Below are 24,727 nucleotides of genomic sequence, written 5' to 3'. Positions count from 1 at the left end.
GAATTGTATCTGAGAATTGTATCTGAGAATTGTATTTGACATGATGAGGAACTGGAGGGGAGATCAATGAGCAAAACGGATGTGGAGAAGCTACTGTTGGATCTCAACGAAGGACAGATTTTGACCCAGCAGACATTCGAAGGATTGGATGTGGAAGTTTACCTGGATGAGAGGGATGCCTCCGCATTTGCTGACAAATGGATGCAAGCCTTTGAACGATGGGCTCAAGATACCGTGGTGGCTGAAGAAGAGGTGTTGCGCGCATGCAGGGAACAGGCGTTCAAACAAACATTAGCTCTCACTGGTGAACCTGAGTTAGCGGGATATGTGAGTGATGATATAGGTTTAATTGGCGCTGCGCTGTTACAGAATATGATGCAAGATTCCTTTGTGAATCAGCTATTGGAGAGTTATCGTCAAGGTCGGTTGCCCCTGCGATAAGCGGGGAGCGATCAATATGGTTGTTTTCGTTTGTATAAAAAAATAGCATCAAATGTACATTGTGAGTCGGCTGAAGCATGAGTTACAATTCACCTAGGCAATAGATGAGAATGATAATCATTATATGTATAACATTCTCACGGTTACATCAACAGATCACATAGGGGTGAAGGGTAACATGGTAGGTTTTATTAAAGGTTTCAAAGGGTGGGCGATCACATTATTGCTCATGGGTCTAGTTATTTCAGGATGTAGTACAAATACCGCTACGAATGCGGAACAGACTCCTGCAACTGAAAGTGCAGCTTCTGGAGAAAATACTACTGAAACCGAGACAGAGCCTGCTACACGGGTTGTACAGGATGAATTTGGAGATGTGACGATTCCGGTTCAACCACAGCGGATTGCTGGAATATATGTGGAGGATTATCTGAAGGCGCTCGATATTACACCTGTCGTGCAGTGGTATCATCCTTTGTGGGGTGTACAGGATTATTTAGAACTGGATGTTCCGCAATTTGACACCACAGGGAGCATTGAAGCTTTGTTGGCATATGATCCGGATCTCATCATTGTAGATGGTGGAGTGGATATGGAGAAATATGAGATGTATTCCAAGGTGGCACCAACGTATCGCTTGCCTGAGAGCGTATTGCAGGATTCGAATCAAATTTTGAAAACCATTGCCGATGTTGTGGGTAAACCGGAAAAGGGTGAAGAAGTTGCTACGGCATTCGGAGCTAAGGTTGCAGATGCTAAGGCGAAGTTGCAGGAAGCGGTTGGAGACGAGACCGTCGCAGTTGTCCGGTTGAATGTTAACGATGATACACTGGCGTTGTTCGGTGTGAAGAATCGATTTACCGGATTTATTTATTCGGAGCTTGGTCTAACACCTCATCCTCTGGTTAGCAAGATGGAAGAATATCAGGAAATCTTGTCTGAGGAGGCCATCCCGCAACTTGATGCGGATCATCTTATTATTTTCCCTTCCAATGGTGAATGGTCTTCCCCCGAGAACAAGGAAGCTTTGAAGGTACTTGACAGCAAGTTGTGGCAGTCTCTTCCGGCGGTTAAGAACAATCAGGTGTATATCATGGAAAGAGCACATTGGCAATCAGGTGCGATTACAGCAAATTCCATGAAAATTGATGATCTGTTGGCAAAAATGACTCCATAAGTGAATCAATTTCATAAGACCTTAATCCATTTTTAGTGAGTTATGAAATTGATTCGAGCATAATCCCATAAGAAAGTTCTTCAGCCAGGGTTGAAGAGCTTTCTTTTTTCGTATACACTGTTTTAAATGATAATAATTCTCAGTTAAGGAAGATGAACATGTGCCCCACGATAATACAATGGATTCCCATGCCCTGGCTATGCACGCTTCAACATATGGAATACGTAGATCACAACACATCACATATTGATAAACGTTTGCTATACAGAATATCGTCTTCCCACTCTCTATTCGTTGTAACGTCTGGGAAGGGTTCAATGCTTTGCTCAGATCGGGAAGTTCATTTGGAAAAAGGAATGATTATGTTTGTTCCCGCTGAAACATCCATTAAAATAGAAGGTTCTACTTCAATAGAAAGTGATTTGCAATACTATAAGCTTGATCTAATGGTGGCTGAATTGAAAGAAGAGAATTCGAACGCTTTGTCTAGAAGAAACACGGAAGAGCAGCAAGAACTTCCCGAAAGTACAGATTCTCCGACAATACTACCTCTTATGCAGCTCAGTTACAGTCCGTGGAGTTCCTGTCTCGAAGCCTTGGAACAAATACTGCGTCAACAGTTCACCTGCGATTGGCTAGAGCAATGGGAGGTACAGCTTCGTTTCCAGGAGTGGTTCCGTGCTTTGCTTCGCCAGAGTAATCCTGAAACAGAAGCACCCGATGAGCGTGCACGTCTTCAAAATTCAATTCGCTATATTGGCGACCACTATGATCAGACCATAACCGTGGATGAGCTCGCTGCAGATATTGGTCTTACCAGAGCAAGCTATACTCGGCAATTCAAAAAAATTACAGGCAAGCTTCCGCTTGATTATGTGAATACGGTTCGGTTGGAGCGCTCGAAACAACTATTGCAGCTGACGGATGACCGTATCCATGAAATTGCACAGAATGTGGGATTTAGCAGCGAGTATTATTTTGGTCGCCGTTTCAAGCAATATGCTGGTATTTCACCTGGATTGTACCGCCGTCATCACCGTCAAGAGGTTCGTGTCTTTGCTCCATATCTGGAAGACTTTGTGTTGGCTCTAGGTGTAAAACCCGTATTGCAATGTTCACATCATTCCTGGGGCAGACAGCAATATTTGGGGTTGGATGATGTACCTGAATTTGATGTGAGCCAGCAGGATGCGCAATTTAATCTGGGCCATGTACCTGATTTTATCATGCTGGATAAGGGATATGATCGATGGAATTTGGACCGCTTTGAGCATGTGGCACCCACATTTTACGTCGATCATCTGGGAGAAGATTGGCGCTCCATTTTGAAATCGACAGCCGATGTATTGGGGAAGGTAAATCGGGTTCAAGATGTAATTGGTGCGTATGAGGACAAGGCATTAGAGGCTAAGGGTCGTTTAGCACGTTATATGCGTGGTCAGACGGTAGCTTTCTTGCGTATATCTTCCTCAGATATTACTCTCTATGGGGATCAGCAGGGTTACGTGGGCCCTGTAATTTATCAGGATCTTGGACTGACTCCGCACTCCCGTGTGCAGCAATGGACAAGACACGAGCGGAGGATTTTCATTGGGTTGAAGCAGTTAAGTCAGCTTAATGCGGATCATTTGTTGATTACATTTGACACTGGAAATTCTGCCAAACCTGGAGATGAGCGCGAACTGCTCGAAAGGGATGAATGGAAACGCCTGCCTGCGGTGAAGAGTGGCAATGTGTATGAAGTGGATTTTATGAGCTGGATGAACTACGGTGTAATCTCTCATGGGAAGAAGATCGAGGATATATTGCGTTTTATGGCTTGAGGGAAAATATTATAACATTCCATTTTAATGTATAATATAGGAAAATGGAATTGAAGAAAGGAACTTCCTATGCGGAAAAAAATCTGGGCCTCACTTTTAGTAGTAGCTGTTATTGGGATGATTCTTGTTACAGCAATATCGACAACTGCGGTCGCCGAATCGCATGAAATTTTGGGTGAAGATCTTCCTGAAAGCTTAAGATATGATTCTAACCATCCTGATGTAATTTATGTGAAGGATTGCGGGGTCTTCGAGAAAGTGGATTCTAGTTTAATAGATTACGGTGAAGAAGAAGTTGTGGTCGATGATGTACAAAAGGTAACAGATCAAACGAATGTAATTGTTGCTTATGATGCAACTTATATCAAAAAAGGTGAATGGGAATAGCTCATGCAATAGATTTATAATATGGAGCGCAAGGAGAGATTTATTCTTCTTGAGCTTTTTTATATCCAATAAAAAAATAAAATTTCAAGAATTTAGCTGAATTTTATAGATGAGCAAGTTTATGTTTAGACACATAAACATATATACACTAAAGTGTGCTTGTACATAAACACTTTAGGAGGATTCATGTGAAAACAACATTTTTTAAGAAAGTCGGATTATTTATTGGAGCATTTATTTTTACAATTGGTTTTGCATCTAATTCAGGGGTACATGCTGCGGTAGATTATAGCGGCGGGCTCATGGATAAGATGGTAATGACACTTAGCGATACTGAAAGCAAGGGGAGTAAATCTACATATGCATTAACAGATAATAATGAAGCTACAAGCGCGATTATAGAAAAATGGAACACGCCATCTACAGCGGTGGATCATGCAGTTGGAATCTTTAATGGAACAGTTACAGCGAATGCTATCCGTGTAAAAGCAGATTTTGATGTTTCAATTGGATTATTCGATTCCACTGGAAAGGCGATTTTACCGACGTATTGGTACACAGTAAAAGCAAATCAGGCTGATGGAAGATTAATTTATCTTCCTACAACGTACAAAGGAATAGCAAAAGTTAACTTGTTTAATTACTCCAATACACGGACAGTCAGTGTATCCGAGTTTCAGCTGTATAATATCACACCTCCAGCTAATCCATTAGATCTCGAAGCATCTGCAGATGAATCATCCATTGGATTGACATGGAATGAAGTAGAAACAGCAACCAGTTACACAATTAAAAGATCAACTACAGCAAATGGGCCGTATACAACAGTGGCAACTGGCGTAAACAAGGCCAATTATACAGATTCAGATGTAACCTCAGGTACAACCTATTATTACATAGTGACTGCTGTTAATCCTATTGGTGAAAGTGTTAACTCAAACGAAGCATCAGCAATTATTGAGAGCAACGGTCAGGTTGATCCGGAACCAGAGCAACCAACCACACCAGAACCTGAAGAACCTACAACTCCGGAACAACCAGAGCAACCATCCACCAACCGTGCCATCTTTGTCGTCACCATGACAACGGGTTTGGAGAAAGAATTCGACCTAAGCATGAAAGAAGTAAATGATTTCATCAACTGGTATGAAGCCAAGCAAGCGGGAAGCGGAAAAGCTTCGTATGCCATCGATAAACACGACAACAACAAAGGGCCATTTAAGAGTCGGAAGGATTATATCCTGTTTGATCGGGTGCTGACGTTTGAGGTAAGTGAATACTAAAAATGTGAAGTTCCTTCAGCTTAGCTGAAGGGGCTTCTTTTTTGTTCACTACGATGAATTAGCGATCTAAATCCATTGACATGTGTTGAGTGTGGCGACGAAGACCTAGCGTTACGAGTAGATAAATACAGGTTAGGACAGCCGATACGGCACTGCTGATCCAGATTCGTTCAAGCCCCGAAAAAGAGGAAAGCAGCTGCAGCAAAAATTGAGCGATCCATCCCCCTAGTGTGATAAGGGGCAGTGCAATGCCGTGTGTACGCTTGTGAATTAAAGTCAGGAGTAGCATGGGACCAAGCATGCAACCATGCAATGATCCGAACAAATACAGGATTTGAATCGGCGTCATCGACACGGAAAGGGAAATGATGGTTACTATAAACATGGCCACCCAAATGATGATGTTCCGGGTATGCTTTTCACCGGAGTTGGCAAGGTTGAATTGTTCCATACATAATTTCAGAACGGCTTGAAACCGGCTCATATAGGACACCGTGAACATCAGGATAAGACATATAATCAACATCCCAAACAAAACGGGTGAATGGGTTATGGACAATAGCGGATAGATCAGAGAAGGTATATTTGCCAGCCCACCAGAATGGATGGATACCATCACAAGCAGTAGAAAAGCCATTAGCACCGTCGCATACATCATGCCGGACATCATAAATGCTGGTACAATTTTGGATCGTTCGATGTGAAATAGACGCTGCCAGGTAGCTGGATCAGCGATAACTTGTCCCAGTCCCACCAATACACCAGTTGCTATAAAAAGCAGGGCAGAATGGTTGTCGATCACAAGCATATAAGGATGATAGAGGCGAATTCCAGAGTAAACTGGGTCGACACCTTGCCGGATAAAATAAAACAAAGGAAACATGATGGCAACGCTGAAAGTCAGAATGACTTGGGGAATAGCCAATGCATAAAGTGTCTGTAATCCAATAAAACCTGCAAGCAAAGAGCAGATGACGATAAAAGCCGTTCGCCCAGCAACTTCGGGAAGACCAAATAATTGATGGAAGAAGAATCCAGACACCATTCCTTGCAGGAGCACCGTTTCCAGAAGCAGTATCGCAAACAATCCTGTCATCAAACGAGCCCCTGATGGTGTCAGTTTGGCTGTCAGCCATTGACTCAGTGTTAATGCATCACCGGAGTGGCTTCTCACATATTTACCCAACCACCCAAATAACATCAGCGCCAGGGCTGTCGCGAGAGAGTACCCCAAAGTGCCGTACAAGCCATAACGCATTAATGCTTCAGGTGAATCTACAATGTTAAGCCCAGTGAGCCATCGTCCAAGCAGTGCAATGGCTCCAAGTCCAATACCCAGTTTGAAAGGCGTCGCCAAATTGTCGTGGAAATGATTGTAACGCATCTTAATTCCTCTTCTCACGGAACTTTTTGGGTGGCATCCCTACATGTTTATGGAATTGTGTGCAGAAGTAGTGCTGGCTGTTAAAGCCACATCGCTCAGCAACGTCAGCAATATTCAAATCTGAATGGCGGTGAAGAAGCTGTTTGGCGTACTCCATTCGCAATTGATTCAGATATTCAGAGAAAGAGATGCCTACTTCTTCATGGAAGAGTCGGCTTAGATAGGTTGGATTCATGTGAACAGCAGAGGCGAGCCCGGAGAGATTGATTTTTCCTGAAAACTGTTTTTGCATAATTTGGAGTGCTTCCTGAATGACTTTGGACTGCACGGCTGGCGAGTCATTATGATCGAACTCATGCAATACTTCGAGCAATTCCTGTTCAATGACGGGTTTGGTGATGTAATCCATAACTTTCAGCTTGATTGATTGACGAGCGTATTGAAAGTTGTGGTGTGCAGAGATCATGATAATATGAATTTCGGGGTGAAGACGGCGCAGGTCTTCGGCAACGAGCAGACCGGATTTACCAGGGAGATTAATATCGAGCAGGGCGAGTTGAATCTGTACTTCTTGTCCAATCGAAGTGGCTTGTGTTCCATAGGCAGCTTTGTAGAGACGCCAGAAAGGAAATTGAGGCTGAATTAGAAATTCCAGCTGTTCCAGTTCCAGAGGCTCGTCATCAACCAGCAATACATTCATGATGAAGTCCCCCTATTCGTGATGTATCGTTCTCCATAATTAATGAGCTTTCAATACCTCTTCTTGGGTATAGGGCCAACGGACCTCAACGACAGCTCCTTCTTGTGGTCCCGCTGATAAGCTTAGAGAACTCTCCTCACCAAAAAAGATATGCAGTCGCTTTCTGATATTTTCCAGCCCATGTCCTTGAATCACTTCATCTGAGGATGTTGGTGTGAGACCCACACCATTATCGATTACGGTAAGCAACACTTGCTTCCGACTTCGAAAACAACGGATGGTTAACTCGACAGGGCCCATTTTTGGTTCAAGTCCATGTTTGAACGCATTTTCTACAATCGTTTGAAGCACAAAGGGAGGGATGAAAGCATCAAGCACATTCTCATCGTATTCCGTGACAAGTCGCAAGCGTTCACCAAAGCGCAGATGCTGAATCTCCAGATAATGCCCGGTATAACGAATCTCTTCTTCCAGACGAATCATGGGCTCATCGGTATTGTATTTGAATTTGAGGAATTTGGAGAAAACCTCAAGTGCACCAACAACCTGTTCGGTACGACGTAGTCTGGCCAGACTGAGAATGACGTTGAGGGTGTTAAACATAAAGTGAGGCTGGATCTGTTGACTGAGCTGTACATACAGTGATTTTTGAAATTCTTTCTCCAGCTCGATCTGCTTTGTTTGCATCCGAAGCAAGTCCAACTGTTTCTCGAAAAAAAACAAAATTAATAGCGCAATCGCCCCCACGATGGGAGCGATAATAAATATTAAAACGATGAGAGTAAATTGCTCCAGATTAATCATGATGGTCCTCCATACTAGCAGCGGGTGTATATTGAATCGGATAGAGCCATCCGTAAATCATAAAATGATTAAAATATGAGGTTGAAAGAGAAATGTAGTGTCATCTTAATTTATTTTGGTAAGTGATTCAATAGAGGGAAAGCATTTTGTAAATGGTGCCCAAAAAGCTTTCATGATTTTAGGAAATCAGATGGCAGGCAGCCTGATGTCCCTCATGAATGGTGCGCAGTTCGGGAATTTCAGAAGAGCAGCGATCCACTGCAAATGGACAACGTGTATGAAACCGGCATCCACTAGGTGGGTGGATGGGAGAAGGGATATCACCGGTTAACTGAACACGTTCTTTTGGTTGATTACGTTTCGTCGATGGAATGGAACTCAGCAGTGCACGTGTATATGGATGTTGCGGGTGATCAAACAGCGATTTTTTATCAGCGATCTCGACGATTGTGCCCAAGTACATCACGATTACACGATCAGAGATGTGACGGACCACACCAAGATCATGGGAAATAAACAGGTAGGTCAGTTGATGTTGTTTCTGAAGTTTTTTGAGCAAATTAATAATCTGAGCCTGAATGGATACATCCAGTGCGGAGACGGCTTCGTCACAGATAATCAATCGGGGCTCCAAGGCAAGTGCCCGAGCGATACCAATCCGCTGGCGCTGCCCACCGCTAAATTCATGAGGCAAACGATCGACATGCTCCGGACGCAAACCAACATTGTCCATTAGTTCACGGATCCGTTCATCCTGTTTGCTGCGGGGGACGACTTTCTGGATATCCAGTGCTTCCTTCAGAATCTGCCGTACGGTCTGGCGTGGGTTTAAAGAGGCGAAGGGGTCTTGAAAAATAATCTGCATATCCTTGCGCATTCGCTTTAGCTCAGCTTTATTTAACGCTAGAATGTTCTTACCCTGAAAATAAATCTCTCCACTCGTTGGGTCATCGAGTCGCAGGATGGAACGGCCTGTCGTTGATTTGCCACAACCGGACTCCCCTACAATGCTAAGCGTTTCACCTGCATGAATCTGAAAGCTGATATCATCCACAGCTTTGACATGGTGAACCACTCTGCCGAGCAGGCCTCCTCGAATCGGAAAGTATTGTTTCAAATGCCTGATGTCAGCAAGAACATCAGAACCTGAAAGTGCCGAAGATTTTATGTCCGTTGCGGATAATTGGCTGTTCATATGGATGTTTGTCATATCACTTTGCTCCCTTCCTGATTCGAGATGTGTGGTTGGCCGCTTGCATCAGAGCCGCTCCAGTTATCGTCATACATCCAACAGCGTACCGATTCTCCATCCGAATTCTTCAACAGCTCAGGCTGAGCCGTAGAACAAATATCTCTGCGGAAAGTACATCTGGGGGCGAATCGGCAACCTGAGGGCAGATTATAAGGACTTGGAACAGTCCCCGGGATGGCTAACAACTCGTCTTGGTCCTCATCGATCCGTGGCAGTGACTGAAGCAGTCCTTGGGTGTATGGATGTTTGGGTTTATCGAATATGGAATCCACAGAGGCGTATTCAACAATCTGTCCTGCATATAGAACAGCCACGCGGTCACAGGTCTCTGCAACAACACCCAGATCATGTGTGATCAGGATGATGGACATGCCCATACGCTGCTGTAGTTGCTTCATCAGATCAAGAATTTGAGATTGTACGGTTACATCGAGCGCTGTCGTGGGTTCGTCTGCGATTAACAGATCAGGTTGACAAGCCATGGCCATTGCAATCATGACACGTTGACGCATGCCGCCACTAAGCCGGAAGGGTTCCTGATGCGCGCGTTCTTCAGGGGAGGGTATTCCCACCATGCGCAACAGTTCAACGGCCTTTGCCCAAGCTTCTTTCCGTCCCAGATTCTCATGCAGCCTGAACACCTCAGCAACCTGTTCTCCAACTGTATAGACAGGATTTAGCGAGGTCATCGGCTCTTGAAAAATCATGGATATCTCTTTGCCACGAATGCGTCGCATCTGTTCTTCAGACTTGGTCAACAGATTCTCATTCTTGAACAAAATCCGACCTCCAACCGTTCGTCCCGGACGACTTAGAAGCTGCATGATGGAGAGAGATGTCATGCTTTTTCCACAACCGGATTCTCCAACCAGACCTAGTGTTTCTCCGCGATATACACTGAAATCAATGCCATCAACGGCTTTGCTAATTCCTTCGTCCGTAAAAAAGTATGTTTGTAGTCCTTGTACTTCCAGCAACTTCTCCTGCGTTACCATAGCCATGCGATCTCCTCCTCCTTAATCCATCTCAATTCTTTTGTTGAAGTACCGGTATAACAGATCCACACCCAGATTCACGAATACAAAAATGACAGAAGCAACAAGTACGCCTCCTTGAACGACAGGGAGGTCTCTCATACGGATGGCATCGACGATCAATCGCCCCAGACCATTGATGGCAAAAACGGATTCGACCAGAACCGTCCCACCAAGTAGTGTTCCAAATTGCAATCCAATGACAGTGATCACGGGAATAAGCGCGTTTTTGAGGGCGTGTTTGTACACAATGAGTCTATTTTTCAGACCCTTTGCCCGTGCGGTACGGATGTAATCCTGATGAATGACATCCAGCATACTGGAACGGGTCATGCGGGCAACGATAGCGGCTCCCGAAGCACCGAGCGTGACGGCAGGTAAGATGACGTGTTCCAGACTTCCCCAGCCGGTAACGGGCAAGAGATGATATTTGACGGAGAAAAAAGAGATTAACATCATGCCCAGCCAGAAGCTGGGGAGCGAGATGCCCAGCAGGGCAACCAGCATAATCAGGCGATCTGCTGTACTATGCTGGCGAGTTGCGGATACAATTCCCGCTATCATACCGAGTACAATCGTGATCACAATACTCGCCAATGCCAATTGAATGGTGGTGGGCAAGCGAAGCATAATTTCGTCCATTACCGGATGGTCTGAGCGATACGAGGTTCCCAGATCTCCGCGAAACACATCGAGTACATACTGGATGTATTGCAGCGGAAGAGGCCGATCGAGTCCCAGATCATGGCGGATTGCTTGTACCGTTTCTTCAGATGCTCCATCTCCGGCGATGAGAACGGCAGGGTCTCCGGGGACCATCTGCATAATGAGAAAGACGACTAGAATGACGCCGAATATAACGGGAACGGTCTGAATAAGACGTCGCACAATGTAGGTCAGCATATAGGATGTTCTCTTCCTTCCGTGAGCAAAGTTATTTTAATTTGGGGTCAAGTGCATCCCGAAGACCATCACCAAACAGATTGAAGCCGATCACAAGTGTGGAGATGGCAAGGCCGGGGAAAAGAGCCAAATATGCGGCACTGAACATGTAATCACGTCCACTGCTTAACAGGGCGCCCCATTCTGCGGAAGGAGGCTGAGCACCCAGACCTAGAAAGGAAAGGCCTGCTGCGGACAGAATGGCAGTTGCGAGTCGCAACGTAATCTGCACGATAATAGGTGACATAATATTGGGCAAGATGTGCACAAGAATGATTCGCAGATCACTTCCGCCAAGCGTGCGTATGGAATCAATGTATTCAAGCTTACGGACGGTCAGTGTTGAGCCTCTTACAATTCGTGCGAACATGGGAATGGAGAAGACACCGACAGCAATCATGACATTAATCAGGCTTGCTCCCAGAGCACTGACGATAGCCAATGCGAGCAAAATACCCGGGAAGGCTAGAAGGATATCCATGATCCTCATAATAATGGCATCCAGCCAGCCGCCGTAGTAACCAGCTACTAGTCCCAGAAGCACGCCGAAGATTGCACCAATACTTACAGCAGCAACACCGATTAATAGGGATAAACGTGTTCCGTAGATGATGCGGCTAAGCAGGTCGCGACCTTTATCATCCGTACCCATCCAATGATCCCAGGAGGGGAGAAGTAGTTTGTCAGGCAGGTGAATGTTATAAGGATCGTATGGAGCAATCCATGGGGCAAAAAGAGCAATAATAATATAGAAGAGAACAATGAGACCTCCGGCAGAGGCTAGTTTGTTTGCTGCCATACGGGTAAGAAACTTACGCAGTTGACCAGGTCTTATGACCGTGTGTGGAGCAGCAGGTGTGATCACAGATTGATTCATAGAAGCCTCCTTCAACGTTTAATATGTTAATAAAACTAACACACAATAATGAAAAATAAAGGATTTTTACTCATGAAGTAAAAATAACGAAAATTTAAGTAAAGATCATGTAAATAAACATGACAAATAATAGCTAGAATGGAATTCAAGGCAGGTTTGACAGCCTCCAACTCCAAAACAAAGAAGCTAAGAAGGGGGAGATGCGAATTGGACAACATGAATTCAACAGACTATTGGCTGCTTAATGTGCAGATTGAACGTCGCTATGTGTATGACGGGGATGCTGTACGGGGTACAGAAAACGAACTTAGTCATGTACAGATTAGAGAAGGGGTGATTGTGCAAGTCATTGCAGCTGACAGGATGAATTCGGTCAACATGGACGGAGAACAGATTCTGGCGGAGCCTGCGTACGATGGCAGAGGAATGTTGATGTTACCTTCATTTACCGAGAAGCATGTTCATCTGGATAAAACGTTGCTGGGGGAACCGTGGCAAGCGGTTATACCCGCCAGCGGGGTGGCGGGCAGATGTGAAATCGAAAAAAGGCTTCTTCCGCAGCTTGCCACACCGCCGTTGCAAAGGGCTGAACTTCTGCTTCAACGTCTGATTGAAGCAGGTTCCACCCATATACGTACACATATCGATGTGTATCCTGAAGCAGGAACGAAACAACTGGAACCCGTTCTGAACTTGTTCCATTCTTATCGTCATCAGATTGCACATGAGGTTGTGGCGTTTCCGCAGCATGGTCTATTGCGCTCGCGCAGTAAAGCATTGGTTCGTGAAGCGCTTCAACAAGGAGCTCATCTGGTTGGTGGGGTTGATCCTGCAACAATGGACACAGATCTGGAGGCGAGTTTGCAGTTAATGGTGGAGCTTGCAGTTGAAGCGGGTGCCGGTATTGACCTGCATCTCCATGATCCGGATTATTTGGGCACCTATACAATGAAGAGATTGGCAAGGTTGACTGTGGAAGCAGGACTGCAGGGCAACGTATCGATCAGTCATGCATTTGCGCTTGGCGAAGTCAGTGAGGCAGAAGCTCGATCTACAGCAGACCTGTTGGCAGAGTCGGGAATAACTATCATAACCAGTGCACCTCATGGTCGAACACTTCCGCCTGTACCTTTGCTGTGGGAGCATGGAGTGAACGTGGAAGCAGGGTGTGACAACATATATGATACGTGGCAACCCTTCGGAAACGGAGACATTCTGGAACGTGCTTCGAGACTCGCAGAACGGTTTGCCTGGATTGACGAACGTTCTTTAGCCCAGTCGCTGAGACTGATCACGGGAGGCAGAGAGACATTGGATGCTCAAGGTGAACGGGTGTGGCCTGTTCCTGGCGATTCGGCAGATTTGATATTGGTAGATGCGAGCTGTGCAGCGGAGGCAGTAGCCCGAAGAGCACCCAGAAAAGCGGTTTTCTCCAAAGGACATCTCCTCTGGGATGATCAGAAGGGACACCGAAAGGTGCATGATTAAGCATGTTGGACTTACCTACGGAAGTTTATTGGATTCGAATCTTTGAACAAAAAGGGGATGAGGAGCATTTTACAGCATCAGCATACACCGTATTGGTTACGCAATGTCCGTCTGGAACAAGGGTATCATTATGAGAATGATCATATAACTCGGACCATAAGTGAATTGTTTGATCTATGGATCGAACATGGAAAAATCATGCGAATCGTTAAAACGGAAAATCGTAATATTTCAGATTCGTTAACGGTTACTACAGAATTGATGAATGAAGGAGAAGCAGAGTTGGCCATGCCAAGCTCAGATCGGGATGCGGGGGGAATGCTGCTTTTGCCCGGGTTCCGCGAAATGCATATTCACATTGATAAAACATATTACGGTGGACCTTGGATCGCGCCGACGCCACCTGAAGGGATTTTCAAAAGAATTGCAGAGGAGCGTGAACTGTTGCCACGGCAATTGCCGCATGCGCAGGAAAGGGCTGTGAAAGTATTGTCTCTTCTGCAATCCAGCGGGGTTACGCATGTGCAAACTCACTGTAATATTGATCCTCAGATTGGGCTTGCCAACCTTGAAGCAACCGTGACAGCCGCGGCTCAGTTTAGCCAGAGTCTCACATGCGAGATCGTGGCGTTTCCACAACATGGTCTTCTACGCAGTGGCGTCGTTGCAGAAATGAAAGAGGCACTGCGACGCGGTGCGCGCTGGGTAGGCGGGGTGGACCCGGCAACGGTGGATAATGATATCGAAAAATCACTCTTTACCATCATGGACATGGCGGTGGAAGCCGATGCAGGAGTGGATATTCATATTCATGATCCGGGTCATTTGGGCACATTTACGATGAATCGTCTTGCGGCGATGACGGAGCAGGCCGGTTGGCAGGGACGAGTGAATGTAAGTCATGCACTGGGTTTTGCAGATGTTACAGAAGCGATGCAGGTGCAATTGGCCGAAAGGTTTGCGGAACTGGATATCTCGATAACGTCGACTGTACCGCTTAACCGTTGGATGCCCTATTCTCTTCTGAAGAAATACGGAGTTCGAGTTGAACTAGGTGAAGATACCATCACGGATCACTGGGGACCTTTCGGCCGTGGTGACATATTGGAACGAGCCGGACGGTTGGCCGAGCGTGAGCGATGGAGTTCAGAACGAGGATTAGCCGAGACACTGGGATATATTACAGGGGGAATCACCCCGTTAGATGATCAGGGCAATGTTCAATGGCCTCTCATTGGTGATACGGCTACAGCGGTTCTTGTACAGGCTTCCTGCTCGGCTGAGGCGGTTGCAAGGCGATCAGCACGAGGTGCATTTATATATCAAGGCAATCTGGTTAACGGGTAACATTCAGAGATATTACATCATACAATTCGTAGCGGAAGTGGGAGATTATTATGAAAAAAAGAGGGTTTGTCGGAAGCATGCTGGCATTGTCCATGACACTTGTAATCAGTGCATGTTCATCGGGAGGAACATCTACTGCAGGTGGTGAAGCGGTCTCTCCGGGAGAACGACAATCGGGCGGTACACTGGTCATAGCAAGACAGAGTGATGCAAATAATCTGGACCCTCAGTACAGTTCCCAGATTAATTCGATGGCGGTATACCATCATAAAATAACAGAAGGGCTTGTCTTGATGGACAAGAATAGCAAGTACCAACCATTGCTGGCTACGGAGTGGACGCAACTGAATGATACAACATGGGAGTTCAAATTGCGCGAGGGAGTGTCTTTCCATGATGGGACACCTTTTAATGCAGAGGCTGTGCAAAAAACGTTTGAACGTATTCCGACTACACCCAAAGCAGGCATGTTCTCCATGATCAAGGAAGTGAAGGCGGTGGACGAGCATACGATTCAGTTTATCCTGAATTATCCTTACGCTCCAATCATGTCGCTGCTTGCCAGTGCGGAAGGAAATATACTCAGCCCGGCTTCCATAGAATCGGCGGGAACAGATATGGTGAAGGAACCTGTCGGGACAGGACCGTTTGTATTTGAATCATGGACGCCAGGAGACAAAATTGTGCTTGCTAAAAATGAAAATTATTGGGGCGACAAACCGAACATCGATAAAGTGGAATTTAAAACCGTCCCGGAAGATACGACCCGCTTAGCGATGGTTGAGACAGGAGAGGCTCAGGTAGCAGAACAGGTTCCCTCCACGGAGATTGCACGGATTGAAGCATCATCAACCATGAAACTGGGGCGTTACGAAGCTTTTTCTACGGATCATATAGGGTTTAATACAAGCAAAGAGCCATTTAACAACCCGTTGGTTCGCCAGGCTGTAGCGTACGCGGTGGACAAGGAATCTATCGTCAGCGGCGTGTACAATAATATTGGCAAGGTAACGGACTCCACACTCGGAACCACGATGATCGGATACAGTTCCAATGTGAAGGGATACAGTTATGATCTGAACAAAGCGAAGTCCTTGCTCGCTGAGGCTGGCTATCCGGAGGGGTTCTCGGCCACGCTATATACCAGTGATAACAAAACAAGAGTGAACGTAGCAGAAGTATTACAGTCTCAGTTGAAAGGTATCGGAATTAATCTTGAGGTGAAAGTACTGGAGTTCGGAGCTTATATTGATGCAGCAGCCAAAGGGGAAACCGAAATGTTCCTGAGCGGATGGGGGAATGCAACAGGCGATGCAGATTATAATCAGTTTAACCTGTTTCACAGCACCTCCAAAGGAGTCCCTGGCAATCATTCCTTCTATAATAATCCGGAAGTGGATCAATTCATTGAAGATGCTCGGAAAGAAACGGACCCAGATAAACGCACAGCCATTTATGAAAAAGCCATTCAACTTGAGCTGAACGATGTTCCCATTCTACCGTTCCGTAATGGCGAGAATCTGGCAGCCCTCTCCAAAGATGTAGATGGGGTATGGATTAGTCCATCCGGTTTTGTTGAGATCAACAGCGCAAGCTTTCTGAAATAACGGACGGAGGAGTGGTCAACATGACCCGCCAACTCATTCAAAATTGCCGGATTCCCGGGAGTCATGGACTACATGATATCGTATTGCATGGTACAACCATTGAGCAGATCCTGCCGTCTTCGGACGGTGGGGATTCATCCATAAGTGACATGACAGGCATGATCCATGGAGAACTTGAAGAAGATCATGGGCGGTATGGATTTATATTTGATGCTAAGGGTGGTCTCGTACTGCCGGGGTTAATTGAGCCACACATCCATCTGGAAAAGGCGTTTTTGCTTGATCGCATGCCTGGTGATGCTGCCTCATTGCAGGAAGCGATCTCGATGACAGCTGAGCTTAAGGCGGGGTTCACGGAGTCCGATATGATTCAAAGATCCATAGAAGTGATCCGAAAACTGTCCAGTTACGGCGTAACCAGACTCCGTTGTCATGTTGAAGTGGACCCCTTGCTGGGACTACGGGCTATGAACAGTGCATTGACTGTGAAAGAGAAAATGGAGGACATGATGGAGATCCAGATTGTGGTCTTTCCGCAAGAAGGGATTATTAGTGCCCCAGGTACCGCAGATCTGATGGAAGAGGCAGTACGGATGGGAGCCGACGTAATTGGTGGAATCACTTATGTTGATCCCATACTGGATGACCATCTGAATTTTGCGTTTAAACTAGCTGCGCGCTACAATCGCCCCCTTGATTTCCATGCTGATTTCTCATTGAATCCTAATGATGAAGCTATACTTCACATTGCGAATAAGACCTTGGAATATGACTTCCAGGGCAGAGTTTCGGCTGGCCATGTAACATCGCTTTCGGCTATGCCTCGGGAAAAGGTGAAATTATGCGCCAGAAAGATTGCAGAAGCGGATCTTCATCTCATGACACTTCCTGCAACAGATCTGTATCTTAATGGTCGAGCGGATAACTTTAACACCCGCAGAGGCATAACGCCGGTTAGTTTGTTGCGGGACGAAGGGGTGAACGTAATTTACGGCGCCAACAATATTCAAAATGCTTTTACACCTTTTGGTAATGGTAATCCGCTCGATATCGCTTGGTTGCTTGCTCATACGGCCTATATGGGGAGTGAAGCGGATGCAGATACTTTGGTGGAGATGGCAACATTTGGTGCAGCACGGGCGATGGGGATAGAAAATTATGGTCTTCGAGCGGGGGTACAAGCCGATCTGGTCATATTTCCAGTGCAATCAAGACGTGAACTGATTATTGAACGACCGCGACCTGTTGGTGTATGGAAGAATGGTCGCCTTCTGACTACGAGAGTGGAGGATGGAGAATGTCATGAAATTAGTTATCGATAATGTACTTTTGCCTACGGGAATACACACTTTGGTTATTGAAGAGGGGAAGATTACACAGGTCGTAGCAAAATCCACTGATCAGGATCAAATACAGGCTCCCCAGAGTGATGCCGATTCATGGAACGCTGCGGGGCTTGTGTACCTTCCCGCACTTGCAGACATGCATTGCCATCTGGATAAACATCATATCGGGGAACGTTGGATTCCCTTGGAGCCGTTCCAGACACTGGAGTCACATCTTGCTTATGAAAAAAAGCTGCTGGGTGGATTGACCCAAACGGTAGGAGAACGGGCGAAAGTTCTTGCGGAACAAATGATTGATTACGGTACGACACGCATTCGTACACATGTTGATGTGTATCCTGAGGTGGGGCTCCGAAATCTGGAGGCCATACTGCGCGTACGAGATGAGCTCCGTGATTACATGGACATTGAGATTGTAGCATTTCCACAGCAAGGGCTCATTCGTTCATCATCTGAACAGATCGTGAAGGAGGCGCTGGCAATAGGTGCCGATCTGGTTGGTGGTGTCGACCCGGCAGGTCTGGATCAGGATATGGAACGCAGTTTACAGATGATGTTCGATTTGGCTACGGCTACAGATAAGGGGATCGACCTTCATCTTCATGATGGAGGTGAACCCGGTTTAGCTACCTTACGGCGATTTGCTGAATTAACAATGGAGTCAGGACTTCAGCATCGAACAGCGGTTAGCCATGCCTATTGCTTGGGGGAGCAGACTGAATCCGACGTACAGCCATCCCTTGATATGTTAAAACATGCCGGAGTAACACTTGTATCCAGTGTACCTATTGATCGTCCAATGCCACGAGGAAGCCAGGTCCTCGATACAGGTGTTAACTTCATGCTTGGCTCCGATAACATCCGTGATGCCTGGTCACCATTCGGCAATGGGGACATGTTGCAGCGAGCTTCCCGAATGGCTGAACGCGAAAATTGGGTCAGTGATGAGAGGTTGCTTGGCACCTATGCGTGGGTGAGTAATGGCAAGTTAACCCCAAGCGTTGGTGATCCGGCTGACTTCATGTTAGTACGGGCATTGAACGCCCAGCACGCTCTAGCTTCTGTACCCACGCGCTCGGCGGTATTCAAAAAGGGCAAACGTATACGTTAAGATAAAAAAATACGTTTTACATTCCGAACACAAATTGCTGAAGCAAATGTCCTTGACTGCCTCATTGCAACATACCATTAACTAAAGGACAATTCGAAAGGTTGGATTGCCTTTGAAGCATAGCCATGTAATGGCAGATGGGAGCGCTGGAATGACGAAACGGGTAGTTCTGTTGGAAGAAGGTACGGCAGAGATGAAAGGGCTGATGGGTAGTAAAGGGGCTGGACTTGCAGTGTTGCTTCAGGCAGGTTGGCCCGTCCCGGCCGGGTTCATTGTAACAAGGGAAGGCTGTCGCGCGTTCTGTACCCGTCTTGGACATCTTTCCACAGAAGAAGTTCAAGAGATTGGCAGCGCAGTTCGGCATTTGGAGGAGCAAACAGGCAAATTCTTCGGCAATTCTATAGCACCGTTGCTGCTTGCCGTGAGGTCAAGTGAAGTGAGTTCCCATGATCTGGATTCCCTTGCTTTGCTTCATGTGGGACTGAATGATGTGACGGTGGAGGGTCTCGCCAGGCAAACCAATGATCGACGGTATGCGCTTAATTGTTATCGAATTTTATTGCAGGATTATGGTCAGCTAGTACATGGCATCCCGTATTCCCTATTTGAAGAGAAATTGGGAGACCTCTCGATACTCGATGAAGCGAAGCTGGAATTCGCGATCACAGAATATAAGCAATTAATAGAAGATATAGGGCTTCATCCATTCCCTCAAGATGTTCAATTACAATTAAAAGAAGCCATGCGTGCGGTTTCTCATATACGACGTGCACCACGTTTCAACTCCCAACAAGAACTTCTTCTCCAATCCACTCCATTCTCAGGAGATCATCAAGGAGCGGCAGCTCTAATTCAGGTGATGGTTAATGGTGAGCAAGGTGAACGCAGCGGTATAGGCACGGTGTATTCCCATCATCCGGCTACGGGGGAAAGAGGCTTGACGGGCGAGTATATGGCATCTGCTGTTTCCCAATCTCAGGAAGAAGGCCTGGGTCGTTTGCGGAGAGAAGAACCGGAATTATATGGTCTTCTGTTGGATGCTTGCAGCTATCTGGAGAATTGTATGGGAGAAGTTCAAAAAATCCACTTCATTATCGATTCAGGGGAGCTGTATCTTCTGCATGTCAGTCCAGCGTACTTGAGTGCCAAGGCCGCTTTGCGGAGTACGATTGATTTCGTGCATGAAGGGGTAATCACCAAAGCGGATGCGCTATTGCGTATCGAGCCGTGGCATGTGACGGAAATGTTGAAAGGGTTCTCAAGTTACACACCGGAGCTACAGCTTCTGCTCGAATGGGCGGATGAAATAAAGGAACTGACGATACTGTCCAATGTAGATCATCCACAAGACGCGATTACAGCTAGGGCACTTGGCTCGGAAGGTATTGGTCTGTGCCGTACGGAACATATGCTCATGTCTGCTTCAAGGCTTCCTTTTGTACAAAAAATGATCCTGGCTGACAGTGAATCTGAGCGCAGGCGTGGGTTGGAGCGTCTGTTACCGATGCAGCAGTCTGATTTTGAACAGATATTCGAAGCGATGGATGGATACCCGGTAACCATTCGATTGCTCGACTCACCGTTACATGAACTGCTACCGGATCAGGGAGTGTTGGAGAAACGGCGCGAGTGGTTACAAGCAGAGGAGCAGCAGGAACCAAAAGACCATCAGAATGAACTGGAGGAACTGGAGCGTGTAATTCGCAGAGTCAGTGAACTGCATGAACGTAATCCGACACTGGGGCAACAGGCTTGTCGTCTGAGTACGGTGTTCCCGGAAATCGTTGATATGCAGCTGGAAGCAATATTCCGCGCAGCGGTGAAAGGCATCCGTCAAGGTTGGTGGGTACGTCCGGAGATTATGATTCCGCAGATTGGTCATGTGCATGAACTTCAGGAGATGAGAGATCTGGTAGATCATGTGGCTGACCAAGTGCTTGGTGAGGAGAAGCGGCATTGTCACTATAAAGTGGGGGCGATGATAGAAGCTCCGAGAGCTGCGCTGACGGCGACTCACATTGCTCGGCAGGCAGACTTTTTCTCGTTTGGCGCGGATGAGCTGACAGAGAAGACGTTTGGATATAGCCGCCAAGAAGCCGAGAAGCGATTCCTTCAACGTGATAAAGACTCTCGTACGGTAACGAATAATCCATTCCATGTGCTGGACACTGAGGGCGTTGGACAACTGGTGGAGATGGCGGTTGTTCAGGGTCGGATTCGTAAACCTCATCTGAAGACAGGGATCTGTGGAGAAAATATTGTGGATTTGGAGTCCATTACGTTCTGCCACCGAATTGGGTTGGATTACGTAAGCTGTTTGCCTGAACAGAGCCCTCATGCACGAATTGCAGCTGCACAAGCAGCCATTAAGGGGCAGAGAGATGGCGCGAACACACAGAATGCAGATATATCCACCATTGCGTAACGCTCACCCTGTCCTACACGGAACTTCCATGGAATAGCAACCAGAAAACTGTTATACTGAAATATGCGTTTTGTAAAATGAACGTAAAATTTCAGTGTAAGGGTTGAAAGCGACCATGTATAATTCCAAAAATGAACGGACTTCATCACGGACCTTATTTGCCGTGTTATTCATTCTGATGCTGCTGAAGTTATCACTGCTGCGGTATTTCTTTTTCCAGGGTCTGTCCGGCATCGGTCTGTTGACTGACGCATTAGGCGCACTAACTGTGGTATGTCTGCTGGATCTGATCGTTCCCAAAGGCTGGAAGCGAGCAGTATACGGAGGATTCAATGTTCTGTTTTCTCTGGTCCTGTTCGCGGCCACGCTGTATAACGTTCATTTCAGTTCGGTACCCACCTATACCGCACTTAGTGAGCTGGGGCAAGTTGCGCAAGTGCGAGGCAGTATCGGACCTCTGGTACGAACGGAGCACTTTCTGTTTTTTGCAGACATCGTACTGGCATTGCCAATATGGTTGATCATGCGCAGACGTTCCGGCGGACGTAACCGCAGCAGCTACCGCGATAGCGGTCTGACGTTTGGCAAAATTCGGAGACGTTACTGGGGCAAGCTCGGCGTTGCGCTCACCGCTGCATTCTGCATCGTGCTGTCTGGCAGTTTTATTGTTAAAGGTGAAACGATTGATAACGAGCTGGTTCGAGCCGAGAATCTCGGTTTCCTGAACTATCAGGTATCGTCCGCCATTCTGACGAGCAAAGAGAATGAGGCCATTGCGAATGGCAACATTAACGAAACGATCGCCAAGATCAATGAGCTGGTTAGCAAGTATCCGTATAAGGATACACCAAGTGACGGCACAGCCGTGAAAGCCAAATATTTTGGTCAGGCCAAAGGCAGTAATCTGATTGTACTGCAACTGGAGTCCTTTCAGAATTTCCCGATTAATGCTTCAGTGGACGGTCAGGAGTTAACACCGGTATTGAATGAACTGGCCAAAGAAAGCTATTATTTCTCTCATTTTTTCCAACAGATCGGACAGGGAAACACATCAGACGCGGAGTTCATGTCGAACACGTCGATCTATCCAACTGGAGTTGTTCCCATGTCAGCAGGGTATAGTGACCGTGAACTGCCGAGTCTTCCCAAGTTATTAGGAAAAGAGGGATATGAGTCCGAGACTTACCACGTCAATGACGTCACCTTCTGGAACCGGAACAAAATGTATCCGGCACTTGGATTCACTCGTTACTTCGACAAGCCCAGCTTCGAGAACGACAGATTCAATGACTTTGGACCATCGGATGAAGAGTTATATCGTGTAGGTGTGGAAAAAATGACTGCGCATCAGGCTGCGAATCAGCCGTTCTATGCTCAGTTCATTACGGCATCGAGCCACTCGCCGTTTACGGTTCCCGCTGATCGTGCACGGATCACGATTCCAGCGACGATCACGAACAAACTGCTTCACGACTATCTGCAAGCAATCAACTATACGGACTATGCCATCGGTCAACTTATTAATGAGTTGAAAGCAAACGGGTTGTGGGATAACACAACACTAGTGCTCTACGGAGACCACTTCGGTCTGCCTGCTGACGAAGAGATTACACAGCAGATTCAGGCCAATCTGGGCGTCCCTTATGACGGTAAAGTAAGTCGATTCAACATCCCGTTAATGATCCACACGCCCAAGCAGACCAAAGGGCAAGTGATTGAGCAGCCAGGCGGGCAGTTGGATATGCTGCCAACGATTATGAATCTGATGGGCGTTTCGCTCCATGATGAGAAGTTCACTGCCTTCGGACATGATCTGCTCAACATGGACCATAATGCCTTCGGTATCCGGTATTACTTACCGACGGGTTCATTTGTCAACAATGACATCATGTTTATTCCGGGTGCAGGGTTTGACGATGGAACAGCCTACTCCCTCAAAACCTATGAACCGGTAACCGATTTGGAACCCTATCGTGCCGATTATGAACATGTGCTCAGCCTGATGAAACTGTCTGACGAGTATGTGAAGTTGTTACCGAAACGTGCGCCATAAGTTAATATTTCTCCAAAAGAAGTAGTAAAACGTCACCGGTCTAAGAACTGGTGGCGTTTTTTTGCATGTTTATTGCAGAGTGTGGTAATAAAGAGGATAACTAAAGTTTGAAACTGTAATAATTAATGTTACAATGGAACAAGCAAGAACGAAGTGAGCAATAGCGCGTATTATTCGCAGAACTCATATCACAGAACGTATGAACCTAACAGACGAGAGGATTGAATATATATGAAACTGAGTGTACTCGAACATGGACATATCAATGAAGGAAGAAGTGTACAGGATACGTTGCAGGAAACGGTGAAACTCGCGCAACATGCGGATCAATTAGGGTATTCCCGTTTCTGGATGTCGGAGCATCATGGTAGTGGTGCACTGTCTTTCTCCAGTCCAGAAGTTATGATTGCACATGTCGCGGCACATACGGATCGGATTCGTGTAGGTTCCGGCGGTGTCATGCTGCCTCATTATAGTGCCTATAAGGTTGCGGAAAATTTCCGTCTGCTGGAAGCTCTGCATCCGGGACGGATTGACCTTGGGATTGGCAGAGCACCGGGCGGCATGCCGATTGCCAGCAGAGCGCTGAATGAAGGCAAATCATCGAATGTACATTTCTTCCCACAGCAGATTGCGGATCTGGGTGGATACTTCCACGAGCAATTGCCCGAGGATCATCGGTTCGCATCACTGGTAGCCGGACCATCGGTTCCAACCGTTCCGGAAGTATGGTTGCTGGGTTCCAGTTCCGAAGGTGCGAGAATTGCTGCGGCGCAAGGGACATCGTATGCGTTTGCCCAATTCTTCGGAACACCAGGCGGCGAAGAAGCGATGAAGCATTACCGCAGACATTTCAAGCCATCCATCCTGAATGACAAACCACATTCAATGATTGCTGTCTCGGCATTCTGTGCGGAGACAGAGGAAGAAGCTGCTGAACTTGCACGCAGCAATGAACTTTTCTTCCTGCGCCTTGGAAGAGGTCTTGAACAAAGTTCCTTCCCATCCCTGGAGACGGTGAACAACTATCCATTCACAGCGATGGAGATGGAACAGATCCGTCAACGCCGTTCTTTTTCCATCGTGGGTACACCGGATCAGGTCAAAGACAAAATTACCGCTATGGCTGAACGTCATGAAGCGGATGAAGTCATTATCGCGTCAGCGGTCCATTCGTTTGAAGCACGTCTGCGCTCATTCGGCTTGATTGCAGAAGCCTTTGGACTCAAGCAGGACTAAGGGTGAG

20 protein-coding genes are annotated in these 24,727 nt (G+C 46.6%); 13 read left to right on the top strand and 7 right to left on the bottom strand.

Annotated elements, in window-relative coordinates:
* Positions 1-66: 66 nt before the first annotated feature.
* The 5 genes from OM416_RS10120 to OM416_RS10100 all read left to right on the top strand — a co-directional run bounded on the left by OM416_RS10120 (position 67) and on the right by OM416_RS10100 (position 5,111).
* Positions 67-441: a hypothetical protein gene (locus OM416_RS10120; protein WP_264929091.1), complete on the top strand. Its 375-nt coding sequence runs from the start codon at positions 67-69 to the stop codon at positions 439-441.
* Between the two features lie 178 nt (positions 442-619).
* Positions 620-1,618: an ABC transporter substrate-binding protein gene (locus OM416_RS10115; RefSeq protein ID WP_264929090.1), complete on the top strand. Its 999-nt coding sequence runs from the start codon at positions 620-622 to the stop codon at positions 1,616-1,618.
* Between the two features lie 344 nt (positions 1,619-1,962).
* Positions 1,963-3,441, top strand: coding sequence for an AraC family transcriptional regulator (locus tag OM416_RS10110; protein WP_264929089.1), 1,479 nt, complete (start codon positions 1,963-1,965; stop codon positions 3,439-3,441).
* Between the two features lie 69 nt (positions 3,442-3,510).
* Positions 3,511-3,828, top strand: a complete 318-nt coding sequence (locus OM416_RS10105) for a hypothetical protein (protein ID WP_264929087.1) — start codon at positions 3,511-3,513, stop codon at positions 3,826-3,828.
* A gap of 188 nt (positions 3,829-4,016) precedes the next feature.
* Positions 4,017-5,111, top strand: coding sequence for a fibronectin type III domain-containing protein (locus OM416_RS10100; protein WP_264929086.1), 1,095 nt, complete (start codon positions 4,017-4,019; stop codon positions 5,109-5,111).
* Between the two features lie 58 nt (positions 5,112-5,169).
* On the opposite strand, the gene OM416_RS10095 is transcribed toward OM416_RS10100, so the two are convergent.
* The 7 genes from OM416_RS10095 to OM416_RS10065 form a co-directional block, all read right to left on the bottom strand.
* Complete coding sequence (locus tag OM416_RS10095; RefSeq protein ID WP_264929085.1) at positions 5,170-6,495, bottom strand: hypothetical protein; 1,326 nt, start codon at positions 6,493-6,495, stop codon at positions 5,170-5,172.
* A 1-nt stretch (position 6,496) separates the two neighbouring features.
* Positions 6,497-7,195, bottom strand: coding sequence for a response regulator transcription factor (locus OM416_RS10090; RefSeq protein WP_264929084.1), 699 nt, complete (start codon positions 7,193-7,195; stop codon positions 6,497-6,499).
* Positions 7,196-7,234: 39 nt separating this feature from the next.
* A complete protein-coding gene (locus OM416_RS10085) occupies positions 7,235-7,999 on the bottom strand; it encodes a sensor histidine kinase (protein WP_264929083.1) in 765 nt (254 codons plus the stop codon).
* A 178-nt stretch (positions 8,000-8,177) separates the two neighbouring features.
* Positions 8,178-9,194, bottom strand: a complete 1,017-nt coding sequence (locus OM416_RS10080; RefSeq protein WP_264930664.1) for a dipeptide ABC transporter ATP-binding protein — start codon at positions 9,192-9,194, stop codon at positions 8,178-8,180.
* Between the two features lie 11 nt (positions 9,195-9,205).
* Positions 9,206-10,246, bottom strand: a complete 1,041-nt coding sequence (locus OM416_RS10075) for an ABC transporter ATP-binding protein (RefSeq protein ID WP_264930662.1) — start codon at positions 10,244-10,246, stop codon at positions 9,206-9,208.
* A gap of 21 nt (positions 10,247-10,267) precedes the next feature.
* Positions 10,268-11,188 carry a nickel ABC transporter permease gene (gene nikB, locus OM416_RS10070; RefSeq protein WP_264929082.1) on the bottom strand — a complete coding sequence of 307 codons (921 nt, stop codon included), beginning with the start codon at positions 11,186-11,188 and terminating at the stop codon, positions 10,268-10,270.
* A 31-nt stretch (positions 11,189-11,219) separates the two neighbouring features.
* Positions 11,220-12,104 carry an ABC transporter permease gene (locus tag OM416_RS10065; RefSeq protein ID WP_264929081.1) on the bottom strand — a complete coding sequence of 295 codons (885 nt, stop codon included), beginning with the start codon at positions 12,102-12,104 and terminating at the stop codon, positions 11,220-11,222.
* Positions 12,105-12,320: 216 nt separating this feature from the next.
* Between OM416_RS10065 and OM416_RS10060 the strand changes: the two genes are divergently transcribed.
* The 8 genes from OM416_RS10060 to OM416_RS10025 all read left to right on the top strand — a co-directional run bounded on the left by OM416_RS10060 (position 12,321) and on the right by OM416_RS10025 (position 24,720).
* A complete protein-coding gene (locus OM416_RS10060; RefSeq protein WP_264930659.1) occupies positions 12,321-13,592 on the top strand; it encodes an amidohydrolase in 1,272 nt (423 codons plus the stop codon).
* A 57-nt stretch (positions 13,593-13,649) separates the two neighbouring features.
* Positions 13,650-14,939: an amidohydrolase gene (locus tag OM416_RS10055; RefSeq protein WP_264929080.1), complete on the top strand. Its 1,290-nt coding sequence runs from the start codon at positions 13,650-13,652 to the stop codon at positions 14,937-14,939.
* 50 nt (positions 14,940-14,989) lie between these two features.
* On the top strand, positions 14,990-16,546 hold the full coding sequence (locus OM416_RS10050; RefSeq protein WP_264929079.1) for a glutathione ABC transporter substrate-binding protein: 1,557 nt from the start codon (positions 14,990-14,992) through the stop codon (positions 16,544-16,546).
* A 20-nt stretch (positions 16,547-16,566) separates the two neighbouring features.
* Positions 16,567-17,868: an amidohydrolase family protein gene (locus tag OM416_RS10045; protein WP_264929078.1), complete on the top strand. Its 1,302-nt coding sequence runs from the start codon at positions 16,567-16,569 to the stop codon at positions 17,866-17,868.
* Positions 17,849-19,003, top strand: coding sequence for an amidohydrolase family protein (locus OM416_RS10040; RefSeq protein WP_264929077.1), 1,155 nt, complete (start codon positions 17,849-17,851; stop codon positions 19,001-19,003). The genes OM416_RS10045 and OM416_RS10040 overlap by 20 nt, the downstream gene beginning before the upstream one ends.
* A gap of 151 nt (positions 19,004-19,154) precedes the next feature.
* Positions 19,155-21,428: a putative PEP-binding protein gene (locus OM416_RS10035; protein ID WP_264929076.1), complete on the top strand. Its 2,274-nt coding sequence runs from the start codon at positions 19,155-19,157 to the stop codon at positions 21,426-21,428.
* Between the two features lie 115 nt (positions 21,429-21,543).
* A complete protein-coding gene (locus tag OM416_RS10030) occupies positions 21,544-23,481 on the top strand; it encodes an LTA synthase family protein (RefSeq protein WP_264929075.1) in 1,938 nt (645 codons plus the stop codon).
* A gap of 231 nt (positions 23,482-23,712) precedes the next feature.
* Positions 23,713-24,720, top strand: a complete 1,008-nt coding sequence (locus tag OM416_RS10025) for an LLM class flavin-dependent oxidoreductase (RefSeq protein ID WP_264929073.1) — start codon at positions 23,713-23,715, stop codon at positions 24,718-24,720.
* Positions 24,721-24,727 lie beyond the last annotated feature (7 nt).

This window comes from Paenibacillus sp. LS1 (assembly GCF_026013365.1).
Taxonomy (GTDB): domain Bacteria; phylum Bacillota; class Bacilli; order Paenibacillales; family Paenibacillaceae; genus Paenibacillus.
This window is presented reverse-complemented; position numbering and strand designations above follow the sequence as displayed.

Coding starts and splice junctions, on each gene's coding strand:
- OM416_RS10120 (WP_264929091.1), top strand. CDS start 67: ATGAGCAAAACGGATGTGGAGAAGCTACTGTTGGATCTCAACGAAGGA.
- OM416_RS10115 (WP_264929090.1), top strand. CDS start 620: ATGGTAGGTTTTATTAAAGGTTTCAAAGGGTGGGCGATCACATTATTG.
- OM416_RS10105 (WP_264929087.1), top strand. CDS start 3,511: ATGCGGAAAAAAATCTGGGCCTCACTTTTAGTAGTAGCTGTTATTGGG.
- OM416_RS10095 (WP_264929085.1), bottom strand. CDS start 6,495: ATGCGTTACAATCATTTCCACGACAATTTGGCGACGCCTTTCAAACTG.
- OM416_RS10090 (WP_264929084.1), bottom strand. CDS start 7,195: ATGAATGTATTGCTGGTTGATGACGAGCCTCTGGAACTGGAACAGCTG.
- OM416_RS10085 (WP_264929083.1), bottom strand. CDS start 7,999: ATGATTAATCTGGAGCAATTTACTCTCATCGTTTTAATATTTATTATC.
- OM416_RS10080 (WP_264930664.1), bottom strand. CDS start 9,194: ATGAACAGCCAATTATCCGCAACGGACATAAAATCTTCGGCACTTTCA.
- OM416_RS10075 (WP_264930662.1), bottom strand. CDS start 10,246: ATGGTAACGCAGGAGAAGTTGCTGGAAGTACAAGGACTACAAACATAC.
- nikB (WP_264929082.1), bottom strand. CDS start 11,188: ATGCTGACCTACATTGTGCGACGTCTTATTCAGACCGTTCCCGTTATA.
- OM416_RS10065 (WP_264929081.1), bottom strand. CDS start 12,104: ATGAATCAATCTGTGATCACACCTGCTGCTCCACACACGGTCATAAGA.
- OM416_RS10060 (WP_264930659.1), top strand. CDS start 12,321: ATGAATTCAACAGACTATTGGCTGCTTAATGTGCAGATTGAACGTCGC.
- OM416_RS10055 (WP_264929080.1), top strand. CDS start 13,650: ATGAGGAGCATTTTACAGCATCAGCATACACCGTATTGGTTACGCAAT.
- OM416_RS10050 (WP_264929079.1), top strand. CDS start 14,990: ATGAAAAAAAGAGGGTTTGTCGGAAGCATGCTGGCATTGTCCATGACA.
- OM416_RS10045 (WP_264929078.1), top strand. CDS start 16,567: ATGACCCGCCAACTCATTCAAAATTGCCGGATTCCCGGGAGTCATGGA.
- OM416_RS10040 (WP_264929077.1), top strand. CDS start 17,849: ATGAAATTAGTTATCGATAATGTACTTTTGCCTACGGGAATACACACT.
- OM416_RS10035 (WP_264929076.1), top strand. CDS start 19,155: ATGACGAAACGGGTAGTTCTGTTGGAAGAAGGTACGGCAGAGATGAAA.
- OM416_RS10030 (WP_264929075.1), top strand. CDS start 21,544: ATGTATAATTCCAAAAATGAACGGACTTCATCACGGACCTTATTTGCC.
- OM416_RS10025 (WP_264929073.1), top strand. CDS start 23,713: ATGAAACTGAGTGTACTCGAACATGGACATATCAATGAAGGAAGAAGT.